This window comes from Rhodopseudomonas sp. (assembly GCF_036404135.1).
Taxonomy (GTDB): Bacteria; Pseudomonadota; Alphaproteobacteria; order Rhizobiales; family Xanthobacteraceae; genus Rhodopseudomonas_A.
On sequence record NZ_DASWPE010000119.1, the window covers coordinates 1 to 18,142 of the forward strand.

An 18,142-nucleotide genomic window follows, 5' to 3' on the forward strand; every position below is an offset into this window, starting at 1 on the left:
GCGCGATTGCCGGGTCCGTTGCCTTGTCCGTCGCCGTCGCCCTGCTGCATGGCCTCGGCCATGCTCTGGGCGCCCTTGCGCAGCGCGTCGAGCGCCTTGCCCTGCGAATCCACAGCGCCGTCGGCGTTGCCCTCGCCGAGCCTGCCGCCGGCATCGTCCATCGCGCTGCCGGCATCGCCGAGCGGATCACCGCTGTCGCCCTGCTGCTGGTCCCCGTCCTGACCCTGCTCGCCTTTCTGGCCGCGCTGGCCCTGACCAGCCATGCCGCGCTTGGCAAGCTCCTGCTGCAACTTGTTGAGCCGGTCGCGCAGGCTTTGCTGATCCTGCTGCAAATCGCCCATGTCCTGGTCGCCCTGCTTGCCGCGCATGCGGTCGCGCCGCGAATCCTGGCCCTGCCTGAACGTCTTGTCGCGCAATTGCTGCTGCTTGCGGATCACGTCGCCGAGTTCGTTCAGCGCCTGCTCCATGTCGCCATCGCCGGACTGGCCGGGCTGCGCCATTTGCAGATTTTCCAGCATCGATTCCAGCTGGTCGAGCAATTGCTTGGCGGCGTCCTTGTCGCCCGAGCGCGACAACCGCTCCATGCGCTCGATCATGCTGTCGAGATCCTGCTGGCGCATCACCCTGGTATTGGGATCGAGCGGACTGGCCAGGGCTTGCGGATTGTTGCGCATCTGCTCGGCAAGCTGGCGCATGAAATTATCCAGCGCGGCGCGCAGATCATCGGTAAGCTTCTTGATCTCCTCGTCGCTGGCGCCGCGTTCCAGCGCCTGCTTCAGCGCGTCCTGCGCGGCGCGCAGCGCCTTGTCGACGTCGCTGATATTGCCGTCCTCGATCGACACCGCGAGCGCCCACAGGCTGCCGACCACCTCGCGCAGCGCATCGTCGGAGCGCGCCCGCTCAAGCTGGTTGGACACCGTGTAGAGCCCGAGATATTGCCCGGGCTCCGGCGTGAACAATTCCGGCGCGATCAACAGCGCCTCCAGCGCGGCGGCGACGTCGGCATTATGGCCAGCGTCGAGCGCCAGAATCCGGCGCTGCTCGATCAGCGCGCGCGCCAGCGGCTTGGTGAACAGCCGCTCCGGCAGCCGCATCTCGAACGGCTCGCTGTTGCCCTCATTGCCGGCCTCGTCCTTGGCGCTGAGCGTCAGCGTCACTTCGGCGCCGGCAAAGGGATCCTCGCTGAGGTCCTTCACGGTCTGGCCGACGCCATTGCGGGTCCGCGCATTGGGCAGCACCAGGGAAAATTGCGGCGGCTCGAACAACGGCCGCGGCGCCGCGCCGCCCGGGGTCTCGCCGGCGCGGGCGGCAAATCTGGCGTGGGCCTCGGTGACGCCGTAGTCGTCCTCGAGCCGGTACGACAGCTGCAGCGAGCCGCGGGCCTGGCGCTCGGGGTCTTTGGCGAGCGCAATGCTCGGCGCGCGGTCGGCGGCGGCGGCGAATTTCCACAGAGGCTGGCCGGACGGTGAGCGCACCTGCGCCGAGCCATCGCCGGCGATGCTGAAATGCCGTTCGCTGGTGCCGGCGGGCGGCGGCGCGGTCGGCGTCGTCTCGGTGATGCCGCCGGACACCGCGACGTCGAGCGAGCCGCCGCTGGCGCGGACCACCAGCGTCGAGCCGGCCGGCACCGACAGCACCGGCGCCTCGACGGCAAGCTCGCGGCTAGCGGTCAGGATGATCGGCGGCTTGTTAGTGTAGAGCGGCGGCGCGACCCAGGCGTCGACCCGGGTCACCGCCGGCGCCAGCACCCCGTTCCAGTCGAACGCTGCCGCCACCCGCGCGGCGCGCTCCTCACCGGCGGCAATGAAGGTCGCGACCAGCAGCACCGCGACCAGCGCGCGCAGCGCCCAGGGATCGTGAATCGCCAGCCGCGGCGACGGCAGCCCGGCGCGGATGGTCTGCAGCGAGGCCAACGTGCGCTGCCGCTGCACCTGCCACAGCGCCTGCGCCACCGGATCTTTCGAGGCCAGCGTGTCGGCCAGCGCGGTGGCCGGGCGATGCTTGATCCCGGTGCCGCGGTCGAGCCGGTGCAGCGCCTCGTCGCGGCTCGGCCAGCGGAATTTCACCAGCGGCGTCAACGCCGCCAGCGCCAGCACCAGCAGCAGCGCCAGCCCGATCGCACGGCCGACGAACGGCAGCGCCAGCCACAGCCCGGCCCAGGACAACACCAGGAACAGCCCCGCGACGCTCAACAGCCGCGCCAGAACCGGCCAGCCGCGCTCCCAGGCGATCGCCCATTGGGCCCGCCGCAGCGCCTGCGCCAGTTGCAGGCGGCTCGCCGCCTCGGGATCACGCGCGGGCTGTGCGGGGTTGGGGGGTACGCCGCTCAAGGAACTCTCCGGGTTGTGCAAACAGCAGCCTACCACAACGGCGGCAATGAGGCACCGCCGCAAATGCCATCACCTGCCGCCCGGCCGAGCAGCACACGAAAGCGTGACGCCGGCCGGCGGCCGGCGCCGGGTCGGTAAGGTTGATTGGTTAGGTTAAGCGACGGATTGCGTTGCTCAGCGCCGGCGTTTCGCTACCGTGGCGCGGTCGCGCAGTTGGACGGCGAAGCCGCACTTCCCGTCCAACATTTTAATGCCGCGATCGGGACCGCCGGGTTTTCGTTGCGTCTGGCGGTCCCACCCCATTTGCCGCGCGAGCCCGCGGGCCTCACAGCCACGGCGCCGGCCGGTCCAGCGCGATCAGTTGGGCGACCTCCAGCCGCGGCCGCACCACCGCGTACTGATCGTCCTTGACCAACACCTCCGGCACCAGCGCGCGGGTGTTGTAGGTGCCGGCCTGCACCGCGCCATAGGCGCCGGCGGTCATGATCGCGATGAGGTCGCCGGGTTTCGGCTCCGGCATGCTGCGCGCCAGCGCCAGATAGTCGCCGCTCTCGCACACCGGGCCGACCACGTCGGCGAGAATTTCGCGCGACTCCGCCGACGCTTGCTGCACCGGCAGGATGTCGTGATAGGCCTCGTACAGCGTCGGCCGGATCAGGTCGTTCATCGCCGCATCAATGATCACGAAATTCTTGGCGTCGCCGCGCTTCACGTAAACCACGCGCGCCACCAGGATGCCGGCATTGCCGACGATCAACCGCCCCGGCTCGAACATCAGCGTGCAGCCGAGATTGTGCGTCACCCGCTTGACCATCTCGGCATAGGCCTGCGGCTCCGGCGGCACGCCCGGCTCCTCGAAATAGGGAATGCCGAGGCCGCCGCCGAAATCGACGTGGGAAATGGTGTGGCCGTCGCCGCGCAGCACGGTGACGAAATCCGCCAACAGCCGGAACGCGACCTCCAGCGGCGCCAGATCGGTGATCTGGCTGCCGATATGCATGTCGACGCCGGTCACCTTGATGCCCGGTAGTTGCGCGGCGCGGCCATAGACCGCGCGGGCGCGGCTGATCGGGATGCCGAATTTGTTTTCGGATTTGCCGGTGGAGATTTTGGCGTGACTGCCGGAATCGACGTCCGGATTGACCCGCACCGAGATCCGCGCCACGCGGCCGAGATCGCTGGCGATGCGCGACAGCAATTCCAGCTCGGGCTCGGATTCCACATTGATGCACAGGATGTCGTGATCGAGTGCGGCGCGCAGTTCGGCTGCGGTCTTACCGACGCCGGAGAACAGGATTTTTTGCGGCGGAATGCCGGCCGCCACCGCGCGCTGCAACTCGCCGCCGGAGACCACGTCGGCGCCGGCGCCGAGCTTGGCCAGCGTGCGCAGCACCGACTGGTTGGAATTGGCCTTCATCGCGTAGCACACGAGCGCATCGACGCCGGCGAAGGCCTCGCTGAACACCCGGTAGTGCCGTTCCAGCGTCGCGGTCGAATAGCAATAGAACGGCGTGCCGACGGCGTCCGCCAGCGCTGACAAATTCACCGCCTCGGCGTGCAGCACGCCGTTGCGATAGTCGAAGTGATGCATTGCGGTGGCTCAGTCGTTGAGGAGCGGGTCGAGGATGAACGGCTTCTTGCGCCCCTTGGCGGCGACCGGCGGCGCGCTCGAGCTCGGCGACTGGTCGAACAGCCCGCTCTGCGCGGCCGGTTCGGTGCCGGCGGTCGGATCGAGCGTCGGCGCGACTTGCGCCGACGCGCCCGGCGGCAGATCCAGCCCGGATTTGCGGCCGCAGCCCGCCAGCAGCACGGCGGCAAGGGTCAGAGCGAGCACGGCCCCTGTCGGGCGGATCAAGCGGTTCACGGCGGAGTCCCCAATTGCGCGGGCACCATACAAAGAATGCTCCGCTCTGGCGAGAGCCGCGGCCGGGCGAATTTCTCGCGCCCGGCCGGGCTTCATTTCTGCTCTTTTTCCAAGCGCTTGAGCCAGGCCTTGGCCTGCGCGCGGACGTTTTTCGGCGCGGTGCCGCCATAGCTGACGCGGCTTTTCACCGACGATTCGACGCTCAACACCGACAGCGCCTGCGCCGTAATGCGCGGCTCGACCACCTGCATCTCGGCCAGCGGCAAGTCGTGCAGCGGCAGATTTTGCGCCGAGGCCAGGCCGACGATCCGCCCGGTGACGTGATGGGCGTCGCGGAACGGCATCTTCAATTCGCGCACCAGCCAGTCGGCGAGATCGGTGGCGGTGGCATAGCCCTCGCCCGCCGCCTGCTTCATCCGCGCCTCGTCCGGCACCAGATCGCTGACCATGCCGCTCATCGCCCGGATCGCCAACGACAGCGCGGCAAAGGCTTCCATGGCGCCCTGCTTGTCCTCCTGCATGTCCTTTTGATAGGCCAGCGGCAGCCCCTTCATCACGATCAGAAGCCCGGTCAAGGCGCCGATCACCCGACCGGTCTTGGCGCGGGCGAGTTCAGCGGCATCCGGATTGCGCTTCTGCGGCATGATCGAGGAGCCGGTGGTGAATTTGTCGCTCAATCGCACCATTCCGACCAAGGGCGAGGTCCACAGCACGATCTCCTCGGCAAAGCGCGACAGATGCACCGCGGCGATCGACGCCGCCGCCAGCGTCTCCAGCACGAAATCGCGATCCGACACCGCGTCGAGCGAATTCGCCATCGGCCGCTCGAAGCCGAGCGCGCGCGCGGTGGCGTCGCGGTCGATCGGAAACGAGGTGCCGGCCAAGGCCGCGGCCCCGAGCGGGCTTTCGTTGAGCCGCTTGCGGGCGTCGCGGAAACGGCCGCGGTCGCGCGACGCCATTTCCACATAGGCCATCAGATGATGCCCGAGCGTCACCGGCTGCGCGGTCTGCAGATGGGTGAAGCCCGGCATCACGGTATCGGCGTGCTGTAGCGCGCGTTCCGCCAGCGCGTGCTGATAGCCAGCCAGCGCCGCGTCGATGCCGTCGATGGTGTCGCGCACGAACAGCCGGAAATCGGTCGCCACCTGATCGTTGCGGGAGCGCGCGGTATGCAGCCGACCGGCGGCGGGGCCGATCAGCTCGCTGAGCCGGCTTTCCACATTCATGTGGATGTCTTCCAGCGCGCGCTTGAAGTCGAACGATCCGGCGACGATCTCTGACAAAATCGTGTCTAGACCCTTGCCGATATTTTTCGCATCTTTCGCGGTGATGATGCCCTGCGCGGCCAGCATGGCGGCGTGCGCCTTCGAGGCGGCAATGTCCTGGGCATAAAGGTGGCGGTCGACATCGATCGAGACGTTGATTTCTTCCATGATCGCGTCGGGACGCTCGGTGAACCGGCCGCCCCACATCTTGTTACTCATGTCCATCGCTCACGATCATGTCCTGTTGCATGCCTTGTTATATGCCTGAACCCGTCACCCGCCGCACCCCGCCACCTCGGAATATCGATCCCGCATGAATGACGACAGCCACGAGTCCCCGGCGCCGCGCCGCGCTTCCCGCCGCGTTCCCATAATCCTGGCCGCGATCCTGGTCGGCGCGGCGGCCGGATTTGCCGGGGTATACGGGATTGCAGCGCTGAAGCGCAATCCGCCGGGCGATCCGGCGTGCCGGCCGGCGGTCGATCTGGCGCAGAAGATCGCGCCGCTGGCGAAGGGCGAGGTCGCGGCGCTAACCATGGCGACCGCGCCGCTGCGGCTTCCGCAGCTCGCCTTCGCAGACGGCGCCGGCCAGCCGAAGACGCTGTCGGACTGGCGCGGCAAGACCATCTTGGTGAACCTGTGGGCGACCTGGTGCGTGCCGTGTCGCAAGGAGATGCCGGCGCTCGACAATCTGCAGGGCAAGCTCGGCAGCGAGCGTTTCGAGGTGGTGGCGATCAACATCGACACCCGCGACCCCGACAAGCCGAAGAATTTCCTGAAAGATGCAGGGCTCGCCCGGCTTGGCTATTTCGCCGATCCGAACGCCAAGGTGTTCCAGGATCTGAAGGCGGTGGGTCGGGCGCTGGGGATGCCGACCTCGGTCCTGGTCGACGGCACCGGCTGCGAGATCGCCACCATCGCCGGACCGGCGGAGTGGGACAGTTCCGACGCGCTGACGCTGATCGACGCCGCGACGGCGCGGTAGCCTCAGGCGGCGATGTTCAAATTGCCGCCGACGCCGGCGCCGACATTGGCCAGCGACAGGTTTTGCTGCGCCGCGCCGAGCAGCGTGGTCACCGCGGAGGCTTCCGCGTCCATGTTCGATTTGACGATCGCGGTGGCGACCTGGGTTTGCAAACCGCCCGCCTGCAAGGCGAGAAGGCTGCCGACCATACTGACTGTATCCATGGCAATGTGCTCCGGACCGCAAGCTAGGCCCGGCCGGTTAACGATCAGTCACGATTCGCGTCTTCGACGCGATGCGCCGAAGCGGCGCCGACAGCGGAGGTAGAGCGTTGAAAGTCCTCAATATTCTAGTGCGTCGCTGCGTTCCGCTGCAGCGCTTCGAGGCGGCGGTGGGGTTTTACGAGCAATTGTTCGGGCAATCCGCGCGGCTGCGCTTCGATTATCCCGAGCGCGAGCTGAAGCTGGCACAGGTCGCCTCGCTCTTGATCGTGGCGGGATCGGCGCAAAGTCTCGCGCCGTTCGTTGACACCGAAGCCACCTTCCTGGTCGATGAGATCGAGGCGTTCGCCGCGAGCCTGCCCGGCCAGGGCGCTGCGATTGAGAGGCCGCTGAAGGCGGTGCCGACCGGGCGCAACATGCTGGTGCGGCATCCCGACGGCATGCTGGTGGAATATGTCGAGCACCGCGACAAGCATCCGGCGGACCGGATGGCGGAGTAAGCCGTCTCAGCGGGTCGGCACCGGCTTGTCGCCGCGATAATCGTAGAAGCCGCGGCTGGTCTTGCGGCCGAGCCAGCCGGCCTCGACGTATTTCACCAGCAGCGGGCACGGCCGATATTTGGAATCCGCCAGGCCCTCGTGCAGCACCTGCATGATCGACAGGCAGGTGTCGAGCCCGATGAAATCGGCGAGCTCGAGCGGCCCCATCGGATGATGCGCGCCGAGCTTCATCGCCGCGTCGATCGCCTCGACATTGCCGACGCCTTCATACAGCGTGTAGATCGCCTCGTTGATCATCGGCAGCAGGATGCGGTTGACGATGAAGGCCGGAAAATCCTCCGACACCGCGATCTGCTTGCCGAGCTTGGCGACGAAGGTCTTGGCGGCCTCGAAGGTCGCGTCGTCGGTGGCGATGCCGCGGATCAATTCGACCAGCTCCATCAGCGGCACCGGATTCATGAAGTGAATGCCGATGAAACGCTCCGGACGATCGGTGGAGGCGGCGAGCCTTGTGATCGAGATCGACGAGGTGTTGGAGGCGACGATCGCCTCCGGCTTCAGCACCGCGCACAGATCGTGGAAGATCTTGCGCTTGACCTCTTCCTTCTCGACCGCGGTCTCGATCACCAGATCGCAATCGGCGAGGCCTTCGAGCCGCTCGGCGCCGGTGATCCGCGCCAGCGCCTGCTTGCGGGCGTCTTCCGTGATGATCTTCTTGGCCACCTGCCGCGACAGATTGCCGTTGATGGTGGCCATCGCCGACTTGGTGCGATCGGCGGAAATGTCGTTGAGCACGACGTCGAATCCGCCCAATGCCGCGACATGGGCGATGCCGTTGCCCATCTGGCCCGAGCCGATCACGCCGACCTTCTTGATTGCTACCGCCATGTTGTCATCTCACCGGAGGGCTTTGCCGCGGCTCGCGACATCGCATCCTCGCACAGATCCAAGTCGGTGTCCGTCGCGCCGGCGACGCCGGCCATCCGGATCGCCGGCGTCGTTGCAGACACCTTCAAACAAACCAGCCAAACAAACCCGTCAAATAGATCCATTGCCTCGTCCGGCGACCGCAGGGCGGAGGCGCCGGCCCGTCACTTCCCGAGCTTGCCGAGCGCCTCGGTCAGTTCAGGCACCGCCTGATACAGATCCGCCACCAGGCCGTAATCGGCGACCTGGAAGATCGGCGCGTCCTCGTCCTTGTTGATCGCCACGATCACCTTGGAATCCTTCATCCCGGCGAGATGCTGGATCGCCCCGGAAATCCCGATCGCGACGTAAAGCTCCGGCGCCACCACCTTGCCGGTCTGGCCGACCTGCCAGTCGTTGGGGGCGTAGCCGGCATCGACCGCGGCGCGCGAGGCGCCGACGCCGGCGCCGAGCTTGTCGGCCAAGGGCTCGATATATTTGGTGAAGTTCTCGCGGCTCTGCATCGCACGGCCGCCGGAAACGATGATCTTGGCCGAGGTCAGTTCCGGACGATCGCTTTTGGCGACCTCCTCGCCGACAAAGCTCGACAGGCCGGGATCACCGGCGGCCGTGGCGCTCTCGATCGCGGCGCTGCCGCCCTCGCCGGGTGCCGCGGCAAAGGTCGAGGTGCGCACCGTGATCACCTTCTTGGCGTCCTTCGACTTCACGGTCTGGATCGCGTTGCCGGCATAGATCGGCCGCTCATAGGTATCGGGCGCGATCACCTTGATGATTTCCGAGACCTGCATCACGTCGAGCAAAGCGGCGACCCGCGGCATCACATTCTTGAACCGCGAGGTCGCCGGCGCCACCAGGGCGTCATAGCCGGGCGCCAGCGAAACGATCAGCGCCGCCAGCGGCTCGGCCAGGTCATGGGCATAAAGCGCGTCCTCGGCGACCAGAACCTTGGTGACGCCAGCAAGCTTGGCGGCGGCGTCCGCCGCCGCCTTGGTGCCTTCGCCGCCACCGGCCACCAGCACATGGACCTCGGCGCCGAGTTGGCTCGCCGCGGTCAGCGCCTTGTTGGTGGAATCCTTGAGGAGCGCGTGTTCGTGTTCGGCAATCAGCAGCGTCGTCATCAGATCACCCCGGCTTCATTCTTGAGTTTCGAGACCAGCTCGGCGACGTCCTTGACCTTGACGCCGGCCTTGCGGCCGCCGGGTTCGACGGTCTTCAGAATCTCCAGATGCGGGGTGAGATCGACGCCGTATTGCTCGGCGGTGGCTTCGGCGATCGGCTTTTTCTTCGCCTTCATGATATTGGGCAGACTGGCATAACGCGGCTCGTTCAACCGCAGGTCGGTGGTGACGATCGCCGGGCCTTTCAGCTTCACGGTCTGCGAGCCGCCGTCGACCTCGCGGGAGACCTGGAAGTCGGCGCCGTCGACCTCGAGCTTGGAGGCAAAGGTGGCCTGCGACCAGCCGAGCAAGGCGGCCAGCATCTGGCCGGTCTGGTTGGAATCGTCGTCGATCGCCTGCTTGCCGAGGATCACCAGGCCGGGTTTCTCTTCGTCGGCGATGGACTTGAGGATCTTGGCGACCGCCAGCGGCTCGACATTGCCGTCGACCTTGACCAGGATGCCGCGGTCGGCGCCCATCGCCAGCCCGGTGCGGATGGTCTCGGAGGCCTGGGCCGGTCCGATCGATACCACCACCACCTCGGTTGCCTTGCCGGCTTCCTTCAGGCGCAGCGCTTCTTCGACCGCGATTTCGTCAAACGGATTCATCGACATCTTGACGTTGCCGAGTTCAACGCCGGTGCCGTCGCTCTTGACCCGGATCTTGACGTTGTAATCGACTACCCGCTTAACCGGCACCAGAACCTTCATCGATCCTCTTTCGTGTTAAGTTAAGTTTGAATCTCGTGGCCGCGGAACCTAAAGCGCCCGTTATCAGCGGTCAACGCGGCAAAGCCAAAAAGTCGGAGCGCTGGGCTTGATCAGCGGTTCTGCCCCGGCACCCAGAGAATATCGGCGGCGCCGTTGTCATTCGCCGTCCGGCTGGCAACGAACAGGAAATCCGACAGCCGGTTGATGTACTGGATGGCGATCGGACTGAGCGTCTCATCCGGCAGCGCCGCCAGTTCTACCATCGCCCGTTCCGCCCTGCGGCATATGGTGCGGGCGACATGCAGATGCGCGGCGGCCGGCGAGCCGCCCGGCAGCACGAACGAGTTCAACGGTTTCAGCGCCGCATTGAGGCTATCGATCTCCTGCTCCAGCCGGTCGACCTGGGTGGTGAGCACGCGCAACCGTTCGGCGCTGCCCTGCCGCTGCGGCACCGCGAGGTCGGCGCCGAGATCGAACAGATCGTTCTGGATCCGGCCCAGCATGGCGTCGACCGCCGGCGCATGCGCCAGATGCAACCGCACCACGCCGATCGCGGCGTTGGTTTCGTCCACGGTTCCATAGGCGCAGATGCGCAGATCGTATTTCGGCCGCCGCTCGCCATTGGCCAGCGCCGTGGTGCCGTCGTCGCCGCTGCGGGTATAGATTCGATTGAGCACTACCATCATTGTCCCCTGTTGCTTGGTGTGGCCGAGTTCCGCTAGCGCCCCAGCGCCCAGACCGCCAGCATCGTCACCACGATCGCGACCAGCTGCAGCAGAACCCGCCATCGCATCAGCTGCTGCGATCGATTCGCCGAGCCGCCCCGCATCATGTTGACGAGGCCGAGCAGCAGCACGATCGCGACCGCACCGACCGCGACGGGAAGAAGAATGGTGCTCAGGAACGTTGCCATTGGGGTCTCATAACACCACAGCCGCAGCGGCGCCATTGCCGACGTCGAGGCCCGACAGCGCGTTCGGTCATCTTCCCTCGCGGCGCCGGATGATAGTATTGTGGCACGTCAGCCCGCTTCGGACCAAGGTGAACCGTGAGGCAACTTCGCTACGCCTATCTGGTCGGGATGGACGCCTTCTACACGTTCCTTGCCGATGACGGCTGGGCGATCGCCAGCCATATCGCGCTGTCCAGCCTGATGGCGCTGTTCCCGTTCCTCATCGTCCTGACCTCGCTGGCGGGGTTTTTCGGCTCCAAGGGGCTGGCGGACCAGGCCGCGGAACTGATGCTGCAGGTTTGGCCGATCCAGGTCGCCGACGCGCTGTCCAGCGAAATCCACGACGTCTTGACCACGACGCGCGGCGACGCTTTGACCATCGGCCTGCTGCTGGCGATCTACTTCGCCTCCAACGGCGTCGAGAGCCTGCGGGTGGCGCTGAACCGCGCCTATGCGGTGATCGAGCCGCGGCGCTGGTACTGGCTGCGGCTGGAATCGATCGGCTACACGCTGGTCGCGGCGTTCACCGCGCTGGCGATGGCGTTCCTGATCGTGCTCGGCCCGTTGCTGCTGGCCACCGCGCGCTATTTCCTGCCGCTGATGGTCGACGACAATGTGCGGCTGCTCAACGTCGCGCGCTACGGCGTCACCATCCTGGCGCTGGTGGCCGCGCTGTTCATCCTGCACGCGCGGCTTCCGGCCGGGCGGCGGACCCTGGTGCAGATCTTCCCCGGCATCATCTTCACGCTGATGGCTTCGCTGGCCTCCAGCATCGGCTTCGGGATGTATCTGGCGCGGTTCGCCGGCAACTACGTCTCGATGTATGCCGGGCTCGCCTCGGTGATCATCGCGCTGGTGTTTCTGTATTTCATCGCCGCGATCTTTGTGTTCGGCGGCGAATTGAACGCCGCGATCATCAAGTCGCGACTGCCTCACGGCGTGTCGCTTCAAGCAGCGCAGTCGCTAGCCCCCGAGGAGACACTGGTTTGAGCAGAAAGGCGTCGGCGCCGGCGGCACGCGAGGCGATCTCGTCGTCGCCGCGGCCGGACACCCCGATGATGGCGATGCGGCCGGCGGGCCCCGGCAGCGCGCGGATCTGACGGATCGCCTCGATGCCGCTGATGCCGGGCAGCACCATGTCCATCAGCACCGCGTCGAACTGGCCCTCCTCGATGCGCGCGGCGGCGATTTCGCCGCGGCCGACGAATTCGGTGCGATGGCCGAGCTCGGTGAGCACCGCGTTGAGCACCACGCGGCCGAACGGATTGTCCTCGACGCTGAGGATATGCAGCGGCGCGCCGCGATCCTCCGGGCTCTCGCCGTCGGCGCCAAGCGTGATCGAGGGCGCGCCGGTCGCCCGCGTCAACGCCACCGTCAGCGTGAAGGTGGTGCCGCCGCCGGCCCGCTGCGCCACCGCGATGTCGCCGCCCATCGCCCGCGCGATCTGCCGCACCGACGACAGCCCGAGCCCGGCGCCGCCGAACCGCGTGGCGATGGTGACGTTGGCCTGCGAGAACGGACGAAACAGCCGCTTGATCTCGGCGAGCGACAACCCGATGCCGCTGTCGGACACCGCGAACACGATGCCGACCTTGCCTTTCGGCGCCCGCGCGGTGGTCACCTTGATCGCGACCGAGCCCTGCTCGGTGAACTTCACTGCGTTGTCGATCAGGTTTTCCAGCGCGGCGCGCAACCGCACCGCGTCGCCGACCACGAAGCTCGGCAGGGTTTCGCTGATCTTGACCGCGGCCTGCAGGCCCTTGGCGGCGGCGCGACCGGACAGCGAGTCGGCAGCGGTGCGGGCCAGCGCGCGCAGGTCGAAGAAATCCTCGCGCACGCCGAGCCCGGAGGCGCTCGAGCGCGCGGCGTCGACGAACAGCGTCGCCAGGCCGGCGAGATGCTCGGCGCCGGCCTTGATGGTGTCGACCCAGCGACGCTCGCGGTCGTCGAGATCCGAGGTCGCCAGCAGATCGCTGACCGCGAGAATCCCGGTGAGCGGGGTGCGGACCTCATGCGCGAACGCCGCCAGCGCCAATTCGACCATGCCGGGATCGGCGCGCGGCGCGGCGCGGCGCTTCGGCGGCTTCGGCGCGGGTTTGCGGGCGCGCTTCTTCGCCGTCCGCTTCACCAGCGTCCGCCCGCTTCGCAGCTGGCGCGATGTTACTGCCATCAATCCCCCGACCGCCCCGCGGCGCACCATGCCACGACAGCAGGCTTCGAGTCACGCCGGCTGCGCGTTTTCGGCTTGCGGCAAACTTCAGGCAGCGGGCGGCAGATCCAATTGCAGCCGAATCGCCTGCGGCGTGACCCCGCTACCTCTTAACTCCGCCAGCGAAGTTGCGCGGGTCGACTTCGACAACTTGCGCCCGGCGCGGTCGCGCACCAGGAGGTGGTGGCGGTAGGCCGGCGGCGGCAGATCGAGCAGCGCCTGCAGCAGCCGGTGCACGCTGGTGGCAAAGAACAGGTCGCGGCCGCGCACCACCTCGGTGACGCCCTGCAGCGCGTCGTCGAGCACCACCGAGAGGTGATAGCTGGTCGGCGTCTCCTTGCGCGCCAGCACCACGTCGCCCCAGGCCTGCGGATGGGCTTGCACCGTGCCGGTCTCGCCGTCAGGGCCTTCGCCGTGTTCAATCCAGCTCAGCTCGCCGACCCGGGCCAGCGCCGCCGCGATGTCGAGCCGCAGCGCATAGGGCGCGCCCGAGGCCAGCAGCTTGGCGCGCGCTTCGGGCGCCAGCGCCTTGGCGTCGCCGGGATAGAGCGGCGCGCCGTCGGGATCGCGCGGCCACGGCCCGGCCTGCTCGCGCTGCGCCACCAGCCGGGCAATCTCGGCGCGGCTCTCGAACGCCGGATACAGCAGGCCGATCTCCGACAACCGCGCCACCGCCTGTTGATACAGGTCAAAATGCTCGGACTGCCGCCGCACCTCGCCGTCCCAGCGGACCCCGAGCCAGCCGAGGTCGTCGCGGATCGCGGTCTCGAATTGCGGGCGGCAGCGGCTTGCGTCGATATCCTCGATCCGCAGCAGCAGCCGGCCGCCGGCGGCCCGCGCCAGGTCGAAATTCAGCAACGCCGAATAAGCGTGGCCGAGATGCAGGAGGCCGTTCGGGCTCGGCGCAAAACGGAAAACGGGTGGCATTGATCTCTTTCGGCGGACATGATGGTTGTAAGCCGCGATGACCGTCCACCTCAACAGCCAGGCCGACCTCGACGATGCGATCACGGCGCTGGTCAAGCAGGACCCGCGGCTGCGCGCGGTGCTGAAACGCGCCGGCAGGCCGGCGCTGCGGCGCCGCGAGCCGGGCTTTGCGGGGCTCGCCGCGATCGTCTGCGGCCAGCAATTGTCGGTGGCCTCGGCGGCGGCGATCTGGCAGCGGGTGTCGGCGGCGTTCGATCCGTTCCACCACGACGCGCTGCGCCGCGCCCGCGCCGACCGGCTCGGCCGGCTCGGGCTGTCGGCGGCCAAGATCAAGACGCTGAAGAATCTGGCGCGCGAACTCGCCGCCGAACGGCTCGACCTCGAGGCACTGGCCGAGCAGGATGCCGACGCCGCGCACGCCCGGCTGACCGCGCTGCACGGCATCGGGCCGTGGACCGCCGACATCTATCTGCTGTTTTGTCTCGGCCATGGCGACGCCTGGCCGGCCGGCGACCTCGCGCTGCAGGAGGCGATGCGGGTCGGGCTGAAGCTCGAGGCGCGGCCGACGCCGAAGCAGATGGCGCCCTTGGCCGAGCCCTGGCGGCCGCTGCGCGGCGCCGCGGCGCATCTGTGGTGGGCCTATTACCACGCGGTCAAACAGCGCGAGGGCGTGATCGGGAAGGTCTCGGCGTGAGACATTTCGAATTGGATTGAAGCAGCCCTGCGAATGCCGTCGTCATTGCGGATTGCGAGTTCGCAAGAACGAGCGCGACTCACGCCTCGGTCGGCGCGTGCGGCGTGGCGAGCTGCGCCGCGATTGCCGCGAGCACCCGCGCCGGCGAGGTGCGGGTCATGCCGTCCGGTGCGCAGCGGCCGTCATCGGGCAGGATCGGGTGGATGAAGCGCGAATAGTCGAGCACCGAGGTGGTGCCGAACAGCCCGAACGCCGGCGTGCCCACCGCGGCGGCGACGTTCAGCGGCCCGGAATCCGGCCCGACATAGAGATCGGCCGCAGCGATCAGCGCCGCCGATTCCGCGATCGGCAGCGCGCAGGCGTTGACGCCGCAGCCGGTGGCTTCGATCAGCGCCGCGGCCCGCGCGGCGTAGCTCGGACCGCCGACCAGCAACGCCGTGCCGCTGATGCGCTGCCGCAGGCCTAGCAGGAACGCGGTCCATTGCGCGTCCGACCAATCGTGATTGGCGCGCGAAGCGCCGATGCCGAGCACGATCCACGGCCGCGGCCAATCATGGTAGCGCCGCAACAGTTCGGCGCGCAGCGCAGCCGGCAGCGTCAGCCCGGGCTCGGTGCTTGGCAGCGGCAACGCCATCGCCGCCATCAAGGCTTTCAGCCATTCGATCGGGTGCTCGGGCCGGTAGCGCGCGTCGATGCCGGGATTGCTGATGAACAGCCGCTGCTGGCCGAAGCCGAGCCCGATCCGGTTCGGGATGCCGGCCGCGAGCGCCGCGAGCGCCGGACGCACCGAGCGGTCGAGAATCCACAGCGTGGTGAAGCGGCGCGCCCGCAAGGTGCCGATCAGCCGGGCGAGGTGCCGGCCGCGCGCCCATTCCGAGCCGCGGTTTTCATAATAGATCGTTTCGGCGACGCAGGCCTCGCCGCTCAACAGATCGCGGGCGAAGCTGGAGGGCAGCGTCAGGAAGGTCACCGCGCGCTCCGGCGTCGCCGCCGCGATGGCGCGGATGAACGGCAGATGCCACATCACGTCGCCGATGCCCTGCTTGGTCTGGATCACGGCGGTGGAGGTCATGGCGGGGCCGCGCGAGGTGGACGGGACGTCCTCTATAAGCCAAACGCCGCGGCAGGCAATCGGCGCGGCAGCGCGGCGGCAGCACCATCGACCGCGAGCAGCAGCCGGTGCGGCGCGCCGCTATTTGCGCATCTGCACGACATTGCCGGCGCCGCCGCCGCCCAGCGCGCGGCTGATCTTGCGCAGCAATTCGTCGTCGCGGAACGGCTTCTGCACGATGGCGTCCTCGCCGATATTCTGCAGCGCGGCGAGATCGGCGTAGCCGGTGATGAAGATCATCGGCAGGCCGGGCCGCCGCAATTGCGCCTCGCGCGCCACCTCGGCGCCGGTCATGCCGGGCATCGCGAAATCGATCACCATCAGATCGAACGGCGCCGGATCGCGCTCCAGAATATCCAGCGCGGCGCCGCCGCTGCCGGCCTCGATCACCATGCAGCCGATCTCGCGCAGCATCGCCGCGGTGACGTCGCGCACCGCGCTGTCGTCGTCGACCAAGAGCAGCCGGCGCGCCGGGCCGCGCAGCGGCGCGGCCTCGTTGCGGTCGGCGCGGCGCGCCGCGGCACTGCGCGCGGCGCGCGGCAGAAACACTTTCACCGTGGTGCCTTCGTCGACCCGGCTGTCGATCCGCACCCCGCCGCCGGACTGCTTGGCGAAGCCGAACACCTGGGCGAGGCCAAGCCCGGAGCCCTTGCCGACCGGCTTGGTGGTGAAGAACGGCTCGAACGCCTTGGCCTGCACCTCGGAGGTCATGCCGGTGCCGGTGTCGGCCACCGCGATCATGACGTATTCGCCGGCGGCCGGCATTTCCGGCCGGGTCGGCGCGCCGAGCCGGACGTTGGCGGTCTCCACCGTCAGCGAGCCGCCGACCTGCATGGCGTCGCGGGCGTTGATCGCCAGATTGAGGATCACCAGCTCGATCTGGGTCGGATCGACCAGCGCCTGCCAAAGATCCGGCTGCAACACGGTTTCCAGCCGCACCGAGCCGCCCATCGAGCTTTGCAACAGCTCACGCATCTTCGCCACGGTCTCGTTGAGGTCGACGGCGCGGGTCTCCAGCCGCTGCCGTCGCGAGAACGCCAGAAGCTGCGCGGTCAGCGTGGCGCCGCGTTCGGCGGCGCTGCGGATGTTGGCGAGCCGGGCGTGCGCCTTGGCGTCGGCGCCGGCGCGCTCCAGGGTCTTTTCCAGGAAGCCGAGATTGCCGAGCACCACGGTCAACAGGTTGTTGAAATCGTGCGCCACGCCGGAGGTGAGCTGGCCGACCGCCTCCAGCCGCTGCATCTGCCGCAGCGTCGCCTCGACCCGCTCGCGCTCCTCGATCTGGCTGACCAGTTGCCGGTTCGCCGCGGCGAGTTCGGCGGTGCGCTCCTCGACGCGGGCTTCCAGAGTCTCGGTGATGCGCCGCAACTCGACGTCGCCGGCAACCCGCCGGGTGACGTCGGAGCCCTGCACGAAGATGCCAGTGACCTCGCCATTGCCGTCGCGCACCGGCTGATAGACGAAATCGACGAAGCGGTCGTCGACGGCGCCGCCGGGCTCGCGTTGCAGGCTGACCTTCAGCGCATTGCCGACAAACGGCTGGCCGGAGCGGTAGCAGTCGTCCATGATTTCGGAAAAGCCCTGGCCCTCGACCTCGGGCAGCGCCTCGCGCAGCGGCTTGCCGATCACGTCGCGGTGGCCGATCAGTCGCAGATAGGCCTGGTTGGCGAGGGTGAAGACGTGCTGCGGACCCTCCATCATCGCCATGAAGCCCGGCGCCTGTTCGAACATGCTGAGCAGCCGGTCCTGCTCGGCGGCGACGCGCTGATCGGCCTGCACCCGCTTGGTGGTTTCCACCACGATGGCGATCACGCCGGCGGGCCGGCCGGCCTCGTCCAGCACCGGCGAATAATCCAGATTCATCCACACCGGCTCGGGAACGCGGTTGCGGTACAGCGTCAGTTTCTGGTCGCGATAGGCGAGGCTGCGGCCGCCGAGCACGATCCGCATCACGTTGTCGTTGAAATCGGCGACCTCGGGCCAGCCGTCGCGGACCTTGCTGCCGAGCAGCGCCGGATGCCGGGCGCCGGCGAATTCGGAATAGGCGTCGTTGTAGATCATCAAGCCGTCGGCGCCCCACAGCGTCACGATCGGCACCGCCGAATGCACCACGAACCCCACCGCGGTCCGCAGCGACGGCGGCCATTGCGCGATCGCGCCGAGCGCCGTCGATTGCCAATCGAATCCCGCAATCAGCGCGCCGGTCTCGCCCCCGCCGCGCAGAAATGCCGTGTCCGAAGATGCCATATCGTGGATGCCCTCGATCGGCCGCCGATGGCGACCCGGTTCGCGCGGCCCCGACAAGGGCAAGTGA

Annotated in this window: 19 protein-coding genes; 4 read left to right on the forward strand and 15 right to left on the reverse strand. The window is 67.9% G+C overall.

The window, feature by feature from the left end; genetic code table 11:
• The 4 genes from VGC77_RS14730 to argH all read right to left on the reverse strand — a co-directional run.
• Positions 1 to 2,330: TIGR02302 family protein (locus VGC77_RS14730; protein ID WP_331172310.1), on the reverse strand; the 2,330-nt coding region annotated here is incomplete at its 3' end.
• Between the two features lie 325 nt (positions 2,331 to 2,655).
• Positions 2,656 to 3,921: a diaminopimelate decarboxylase gene (gene lysA / locus VGC77_RS14735; protein ID WP_331172311.1), complete on the reverse strand. Its 1,266-nt coding sequence runs from the start codon at positions 3,919 to 3,921 to the stop codon at positions 2,656 to 2,658.
• A gap of 9 nt (positions 3,922 to 3,930) precedes the next feature.
• Entirely contained in the window at positions 3,931 to 4,164 is a 234-nt protein-coding gene (locus VGC77_RS14740; RefSeq protein ID WP_414709674.1) for a lipoprotein, read from the reverse strand.
• 122 nt (positions 4,165 to 4,286) lie between these two features.
• On the reverse strand, positions 4,287 to 5,678 hold the full coding sequence (gene argH / locus VGC77_RS14745; protein WP_331172313.1) for an argininosuccinate lyase: 1,392 nt from the start codon (positions 5,676 to 5,678) through the stop codon (positions 4,287 to 4,289).
• 94 nt (positions 5,679 to 5,772) lie between these two features.
• Here argH and tlpA point away from each other — a divergent pair, with 94 nt between their 5' ends.
• Positions 5,773 to 6,444, forward strand: a complete 672-nt coding sequence (gene tlpA / locus VGC77_RS14750) for a thiol:disulfide interchange protein TlpA (RefSeq protein ID WP_331172314.1) — start codon at positions 5,773 to 5,775, stop codon at positions 6,442 to 6,444.
• A 2-nt stretch (positions 6,445 to 6,446) separates the two neighbouring features.
• Here tlpA and VGC77_RS14755 read toward each other — a convergent pair whose 3' ends face one another.
• Entirely contained in the window at positions 6,447 to 6,647 is a 201-nt protein-coding gene (locus VGC77_RS14755) for a putative motility protein (RefSeq protein WP_331172315.1), read from the reverse strand.
• Between the two features lie 107 nt (positions 6,648 to 6,754).
• On the opposite strand from VGC77_RS14755, the gene VGC77_RS14760 reads away from it, so the two are divergent.
• Entirely contained in the window at positions 6,755 to 7,144 is a 390-nt protein-coding gene (locus tag VGC77_RS14760) for a hypothetical protein (protein ID WP_331172316.1), read from the forward strand.
• Positions 7,145 to 7,150: 6 nt separating this feature from the next.
• Here VGC77_RS14760 and VGC77_RS14765 read toward each other — a convergent pair whose 3' ends face one another.
• The 6 genes from VGC77_RS14765 to VGC77_RS14790 all read right to left on the reverse strand — a co-directional run bounded on the left by VGC77_RS14765 (position 7,151) and on the right by VGC77_RS14790 (position 10,851).
• Entirely contained in the window at positions 7,151 to 8,032 is an 882-nt protein-coding gene (locus tag VGC77_RS14765; protein WP_331172317.1) for a 3-hydroxybutyryl-CoA dehydrogenase, read from the reverse strand.
• A complete protein-coding gene (locus VGC77_RS14770; protein WP_331172318.1) occupies positions 8,023 to 8,196 on the reverse strand; it encodes a hypothetical protein in 174 nt (57 codons plus the stop codon). The genes VGC77_RS14765 and VGC77_RS14770 overlap by 10 nt, the downstream gene beginning before the upstream one ends.
• 39 nt (positions 8,197 to 8,235) lie before the next feature.
• Complete coding sequence (locus VGC77_RS14775; protein ID WP_331172319.1) at positions 8,236 to 9,189, reverse strand: electron transfer flavoprotein subunit alpha/FixB family protein; 954 nt, start codon at positions 9,187 to 9,189, stop codon at positions 8,236 to 8,238.
• A complete protein-coding gene (locus tag VGC77_RS14780) occupies positions 9,189 to 9,938 on the reverse strand; it encodes an electron transfer flavoprotein subunit beta/FixA family protein (RefSeq protein WP_331172320.1) in 750 nt (249 codons plus the stop codon). The genes VGC77_RS14775 and VGC77_RS14780 overlap by 1 nt, the downstream gene beginning before the upstream one ends.
• A gap of 110 nt (positions 9,939 to 10,048) precedes the next feature.
• Positions 10,049 to 10,621: a cob(I)yrinic acid a,c-diamide adenosyltransferase gene (locus tag VGC77_RS14785; RefSeq protein ID WP_331172321.1), complete on the reverse strand. Its 573-nt coding sequence runs from the start codon at positions 10,619 to 10,621 to the stop codon at positions 10,049 to 10,051.
• Positions 10,622 to 10,656: 35 nt separating this feature from the next.
• A complete protein-coding gene (locus VGC77_RS14790; RefSeq protein WP_331172322.1) occupies positions 10,657 to 10,851 on the reverse strand; it encodes a twin transmembrane helix small protein in 195 nt (64 codons plus the stop codon).
• A gap of 135 nt (positions 10,852 to 10,986) precedes the next feature.
• Here VGC77_RS14790 and VGC77_RS14795 point away from each other — a divergent pair, with 135 nt between their 5' ends.
• The gene (locus VGC77_RS14795; protein WP_331172323.1) at positions 10,987 to 11,880 is read left to right on the forward strand and encodes a YihY/virulence factor BrkB family protein; all 894 of its coding nucleotides are present in this window, start codon (positions 10,987 to 10,989) and stop codon (positions 11,878 to 11,880) included.
• Here the strand turns inward: VGC77_RS14795 and VGC77_RS14800 are convergent.
• Together VGC77_RS14800 and gluQRS are read right to left on the reverse strand one after the other, a co-directional pair.
• Complete coding sequence (locus VGC77_RS14800; protein WP_331172324.1) at positions 11,807 to 13,060, reverse strand: ATP-binding protein; 1,254 nt, start codon at positions 13,058 to 13,060, stop codon at positions 11,807 to 11,809. The two genes, VGC77_RS14795 and VGC77_RS14800, sit on opposite strands and share 74 nt — an antisense overlap.
• Positions 13,061 to 13,147: 87 nt before the next feature.
• Positions 13,148 to 14,026 (reverse strand): tRNA glutamyl-Q(34) synthetase GluQRS, encoded by an 879-nt coding sequence (gene gluQRS, locus VGC77_RS14805; RefSeq protein ID WP_331172325.1) that lies wholly within the window; start codon positions 14,024 to 14,026, stop codon positions 13,148 to 13,150.
• 37 nt (positions 14,027 to 14,063) lie between these two features.
• Between gluQRS and VGC77_RS14810 the strand changes: the two genes are divergently transcribed.
• The gene (locus tag VGC77_RS14810) at positions 14,064 to 14,720 is read left to right on the forward strand and encodes a DNA-3-methyladenine glycosylase 2 family protein (protein WP_331172326.1); all 657 of its coding nucleotides are present in this window, start codon (positions 14,064 to 14,066) and stop codon (positions 14,718 to 14,720) included.
• Positions 14,721 to 14,799: 79 nt separating this feature from the next.
• Here the strand turns inward: VGC77_RS14810 and VGC77_RS14815 are convergent, their stop codons facing one another.
• Both VGC77_RS14815 and VGC77_RS14820 read right to left on the reverse strand, forming a co-directional pair.
• Positions 14,800 to 15,792, reverse strand: coding sequence for a glycosyltransferase family 9 protein (locus VGC77_RS14815; protein ID WP_331172327.1), 993 nt, complete (start codon positions 15,790 to 15,792; stop codon positions 14,800 to 14,802).
• 120 nt (positions 15,793 to 15,912) lie between these two features.
• Positions 15,913 to 18,075 (reverse strand): PAS domain-containing protein, encoded by a 2,163-nt coding sequence (locus tag VGC77_RS14820; RefSeq protein WP_331172328.1) that lies wholly within the window; start codon positions 18,073 to 18,075, stop codon positions 15,913 to 15,915.
• Positions 18,076 to 18,142: the final 67 nt, after the last annotated feature.

Bases quoted from the DNA above. Each gene is read 5' to 3' on its own strand.
- lysA (WP_331172311.1), bottom strand. From the start codon at position 3,921: ATGCATCACTTCGACTATCGCAACGGCGTGCTGCACGCCGAGGCGGTG.
- argH (WP_331172313.1), bottom strand. From the start codon at position 5,678: ATGAGTAACAAGATGTGGGGCGGCCGGTTCACCGAGCGTCCCGACGCG.
- tlpA (WP_331172314.1), top strand. From the start codon at position 5,773: ATGAATGACGACAGCCACGAGTCCCCGGCGCCGCGCCGCGCTTCCCGC.
- VGC77_RS14755 (WP_331172315.1), bottom strand. From the start codon at position 6,647: ATGGATACAGTCAGTATGGTCGGCAGCCTTCTCGCCTTGCAGGCGGGC.
- VGC77_RS14765 (WP_331172317.1), bottom strand. From the start codon at position 8,032: ATGGCGGTAGCAATCAAGAAGGTCGGCGTGATCGGCTCGGGCCAGATG.
- VGC77_RS14770 (WP_331172318.1), bottom strand. From the start codon at position 8,196: ATGGATCTATTTGACGGGTTTGTTTGGCTGGTTTGTTTGAAGGTGTCT.
- VGC77_RS14775 (WP_331172319.1), bottom strand. From the start codon at position 9,189: ATGACGACGCTGCTGATTGCCGAACACGAACACGCGCTCCTCAAGGAT.
- VGC77_RS14780 (WP_331172320.1), bottom strand. From the start codon at position 9,938: ATGAAGGTTCTGGTGCCGGTTAAGCGGGTAGTCGATTACAACGTCAAG.
- VGC77_RS14785 (WP_331172321.1), bottom strand. From the start codon at position 10,621: ATGGTAGTGCTCAATCGAATCTATACCCGCAGCGGCGACGACGGCACC.
- VGC77_RS14790 (WP_331172322.1), bottom strand. From the start codon at position 10,851: ATGGCAACGTTCCTGAGCACCATTCTTCTTCCCGTCGCGGTCGGTGCG.
- VGC77_RS14800 (WP_331172324.1), bottom strand. From the start codon at position 13,060: ATGGCAGTAACATCGCGCCAGCTGCGAAGCGGGCGGACGCTGGTGAAG.
- gluQRS (WP_331172325.1), bottom strand. From the start codon at position 14,026: ATGCCACCCGTTTTCCGTTTTGCGCCGAGCCCGAACGGCCTCCTGCAT.
- VGC77_RS14810 (WP_331172326.1), top strand. From the start codon at position 14,064: ATGACCGTCCACCTCAACAGCCAGGCCGACCTCGACGATGCGATCACG.
- VGC77_RS14815 (WP_331172327.1), bottom strand. From the start codon at position 15,792: ATGACCTCCACCGCCGTGATCCAGACCAAGCAGGGCATCGGCGACGTG.
- VGC77_RS14820 (WP_331172328.1), bottom strand. From the start codon at position 18,075: ATGGCATCTTCGGACACGGCATTTCTGCGCGGCGGGGGCGAGACCGGC.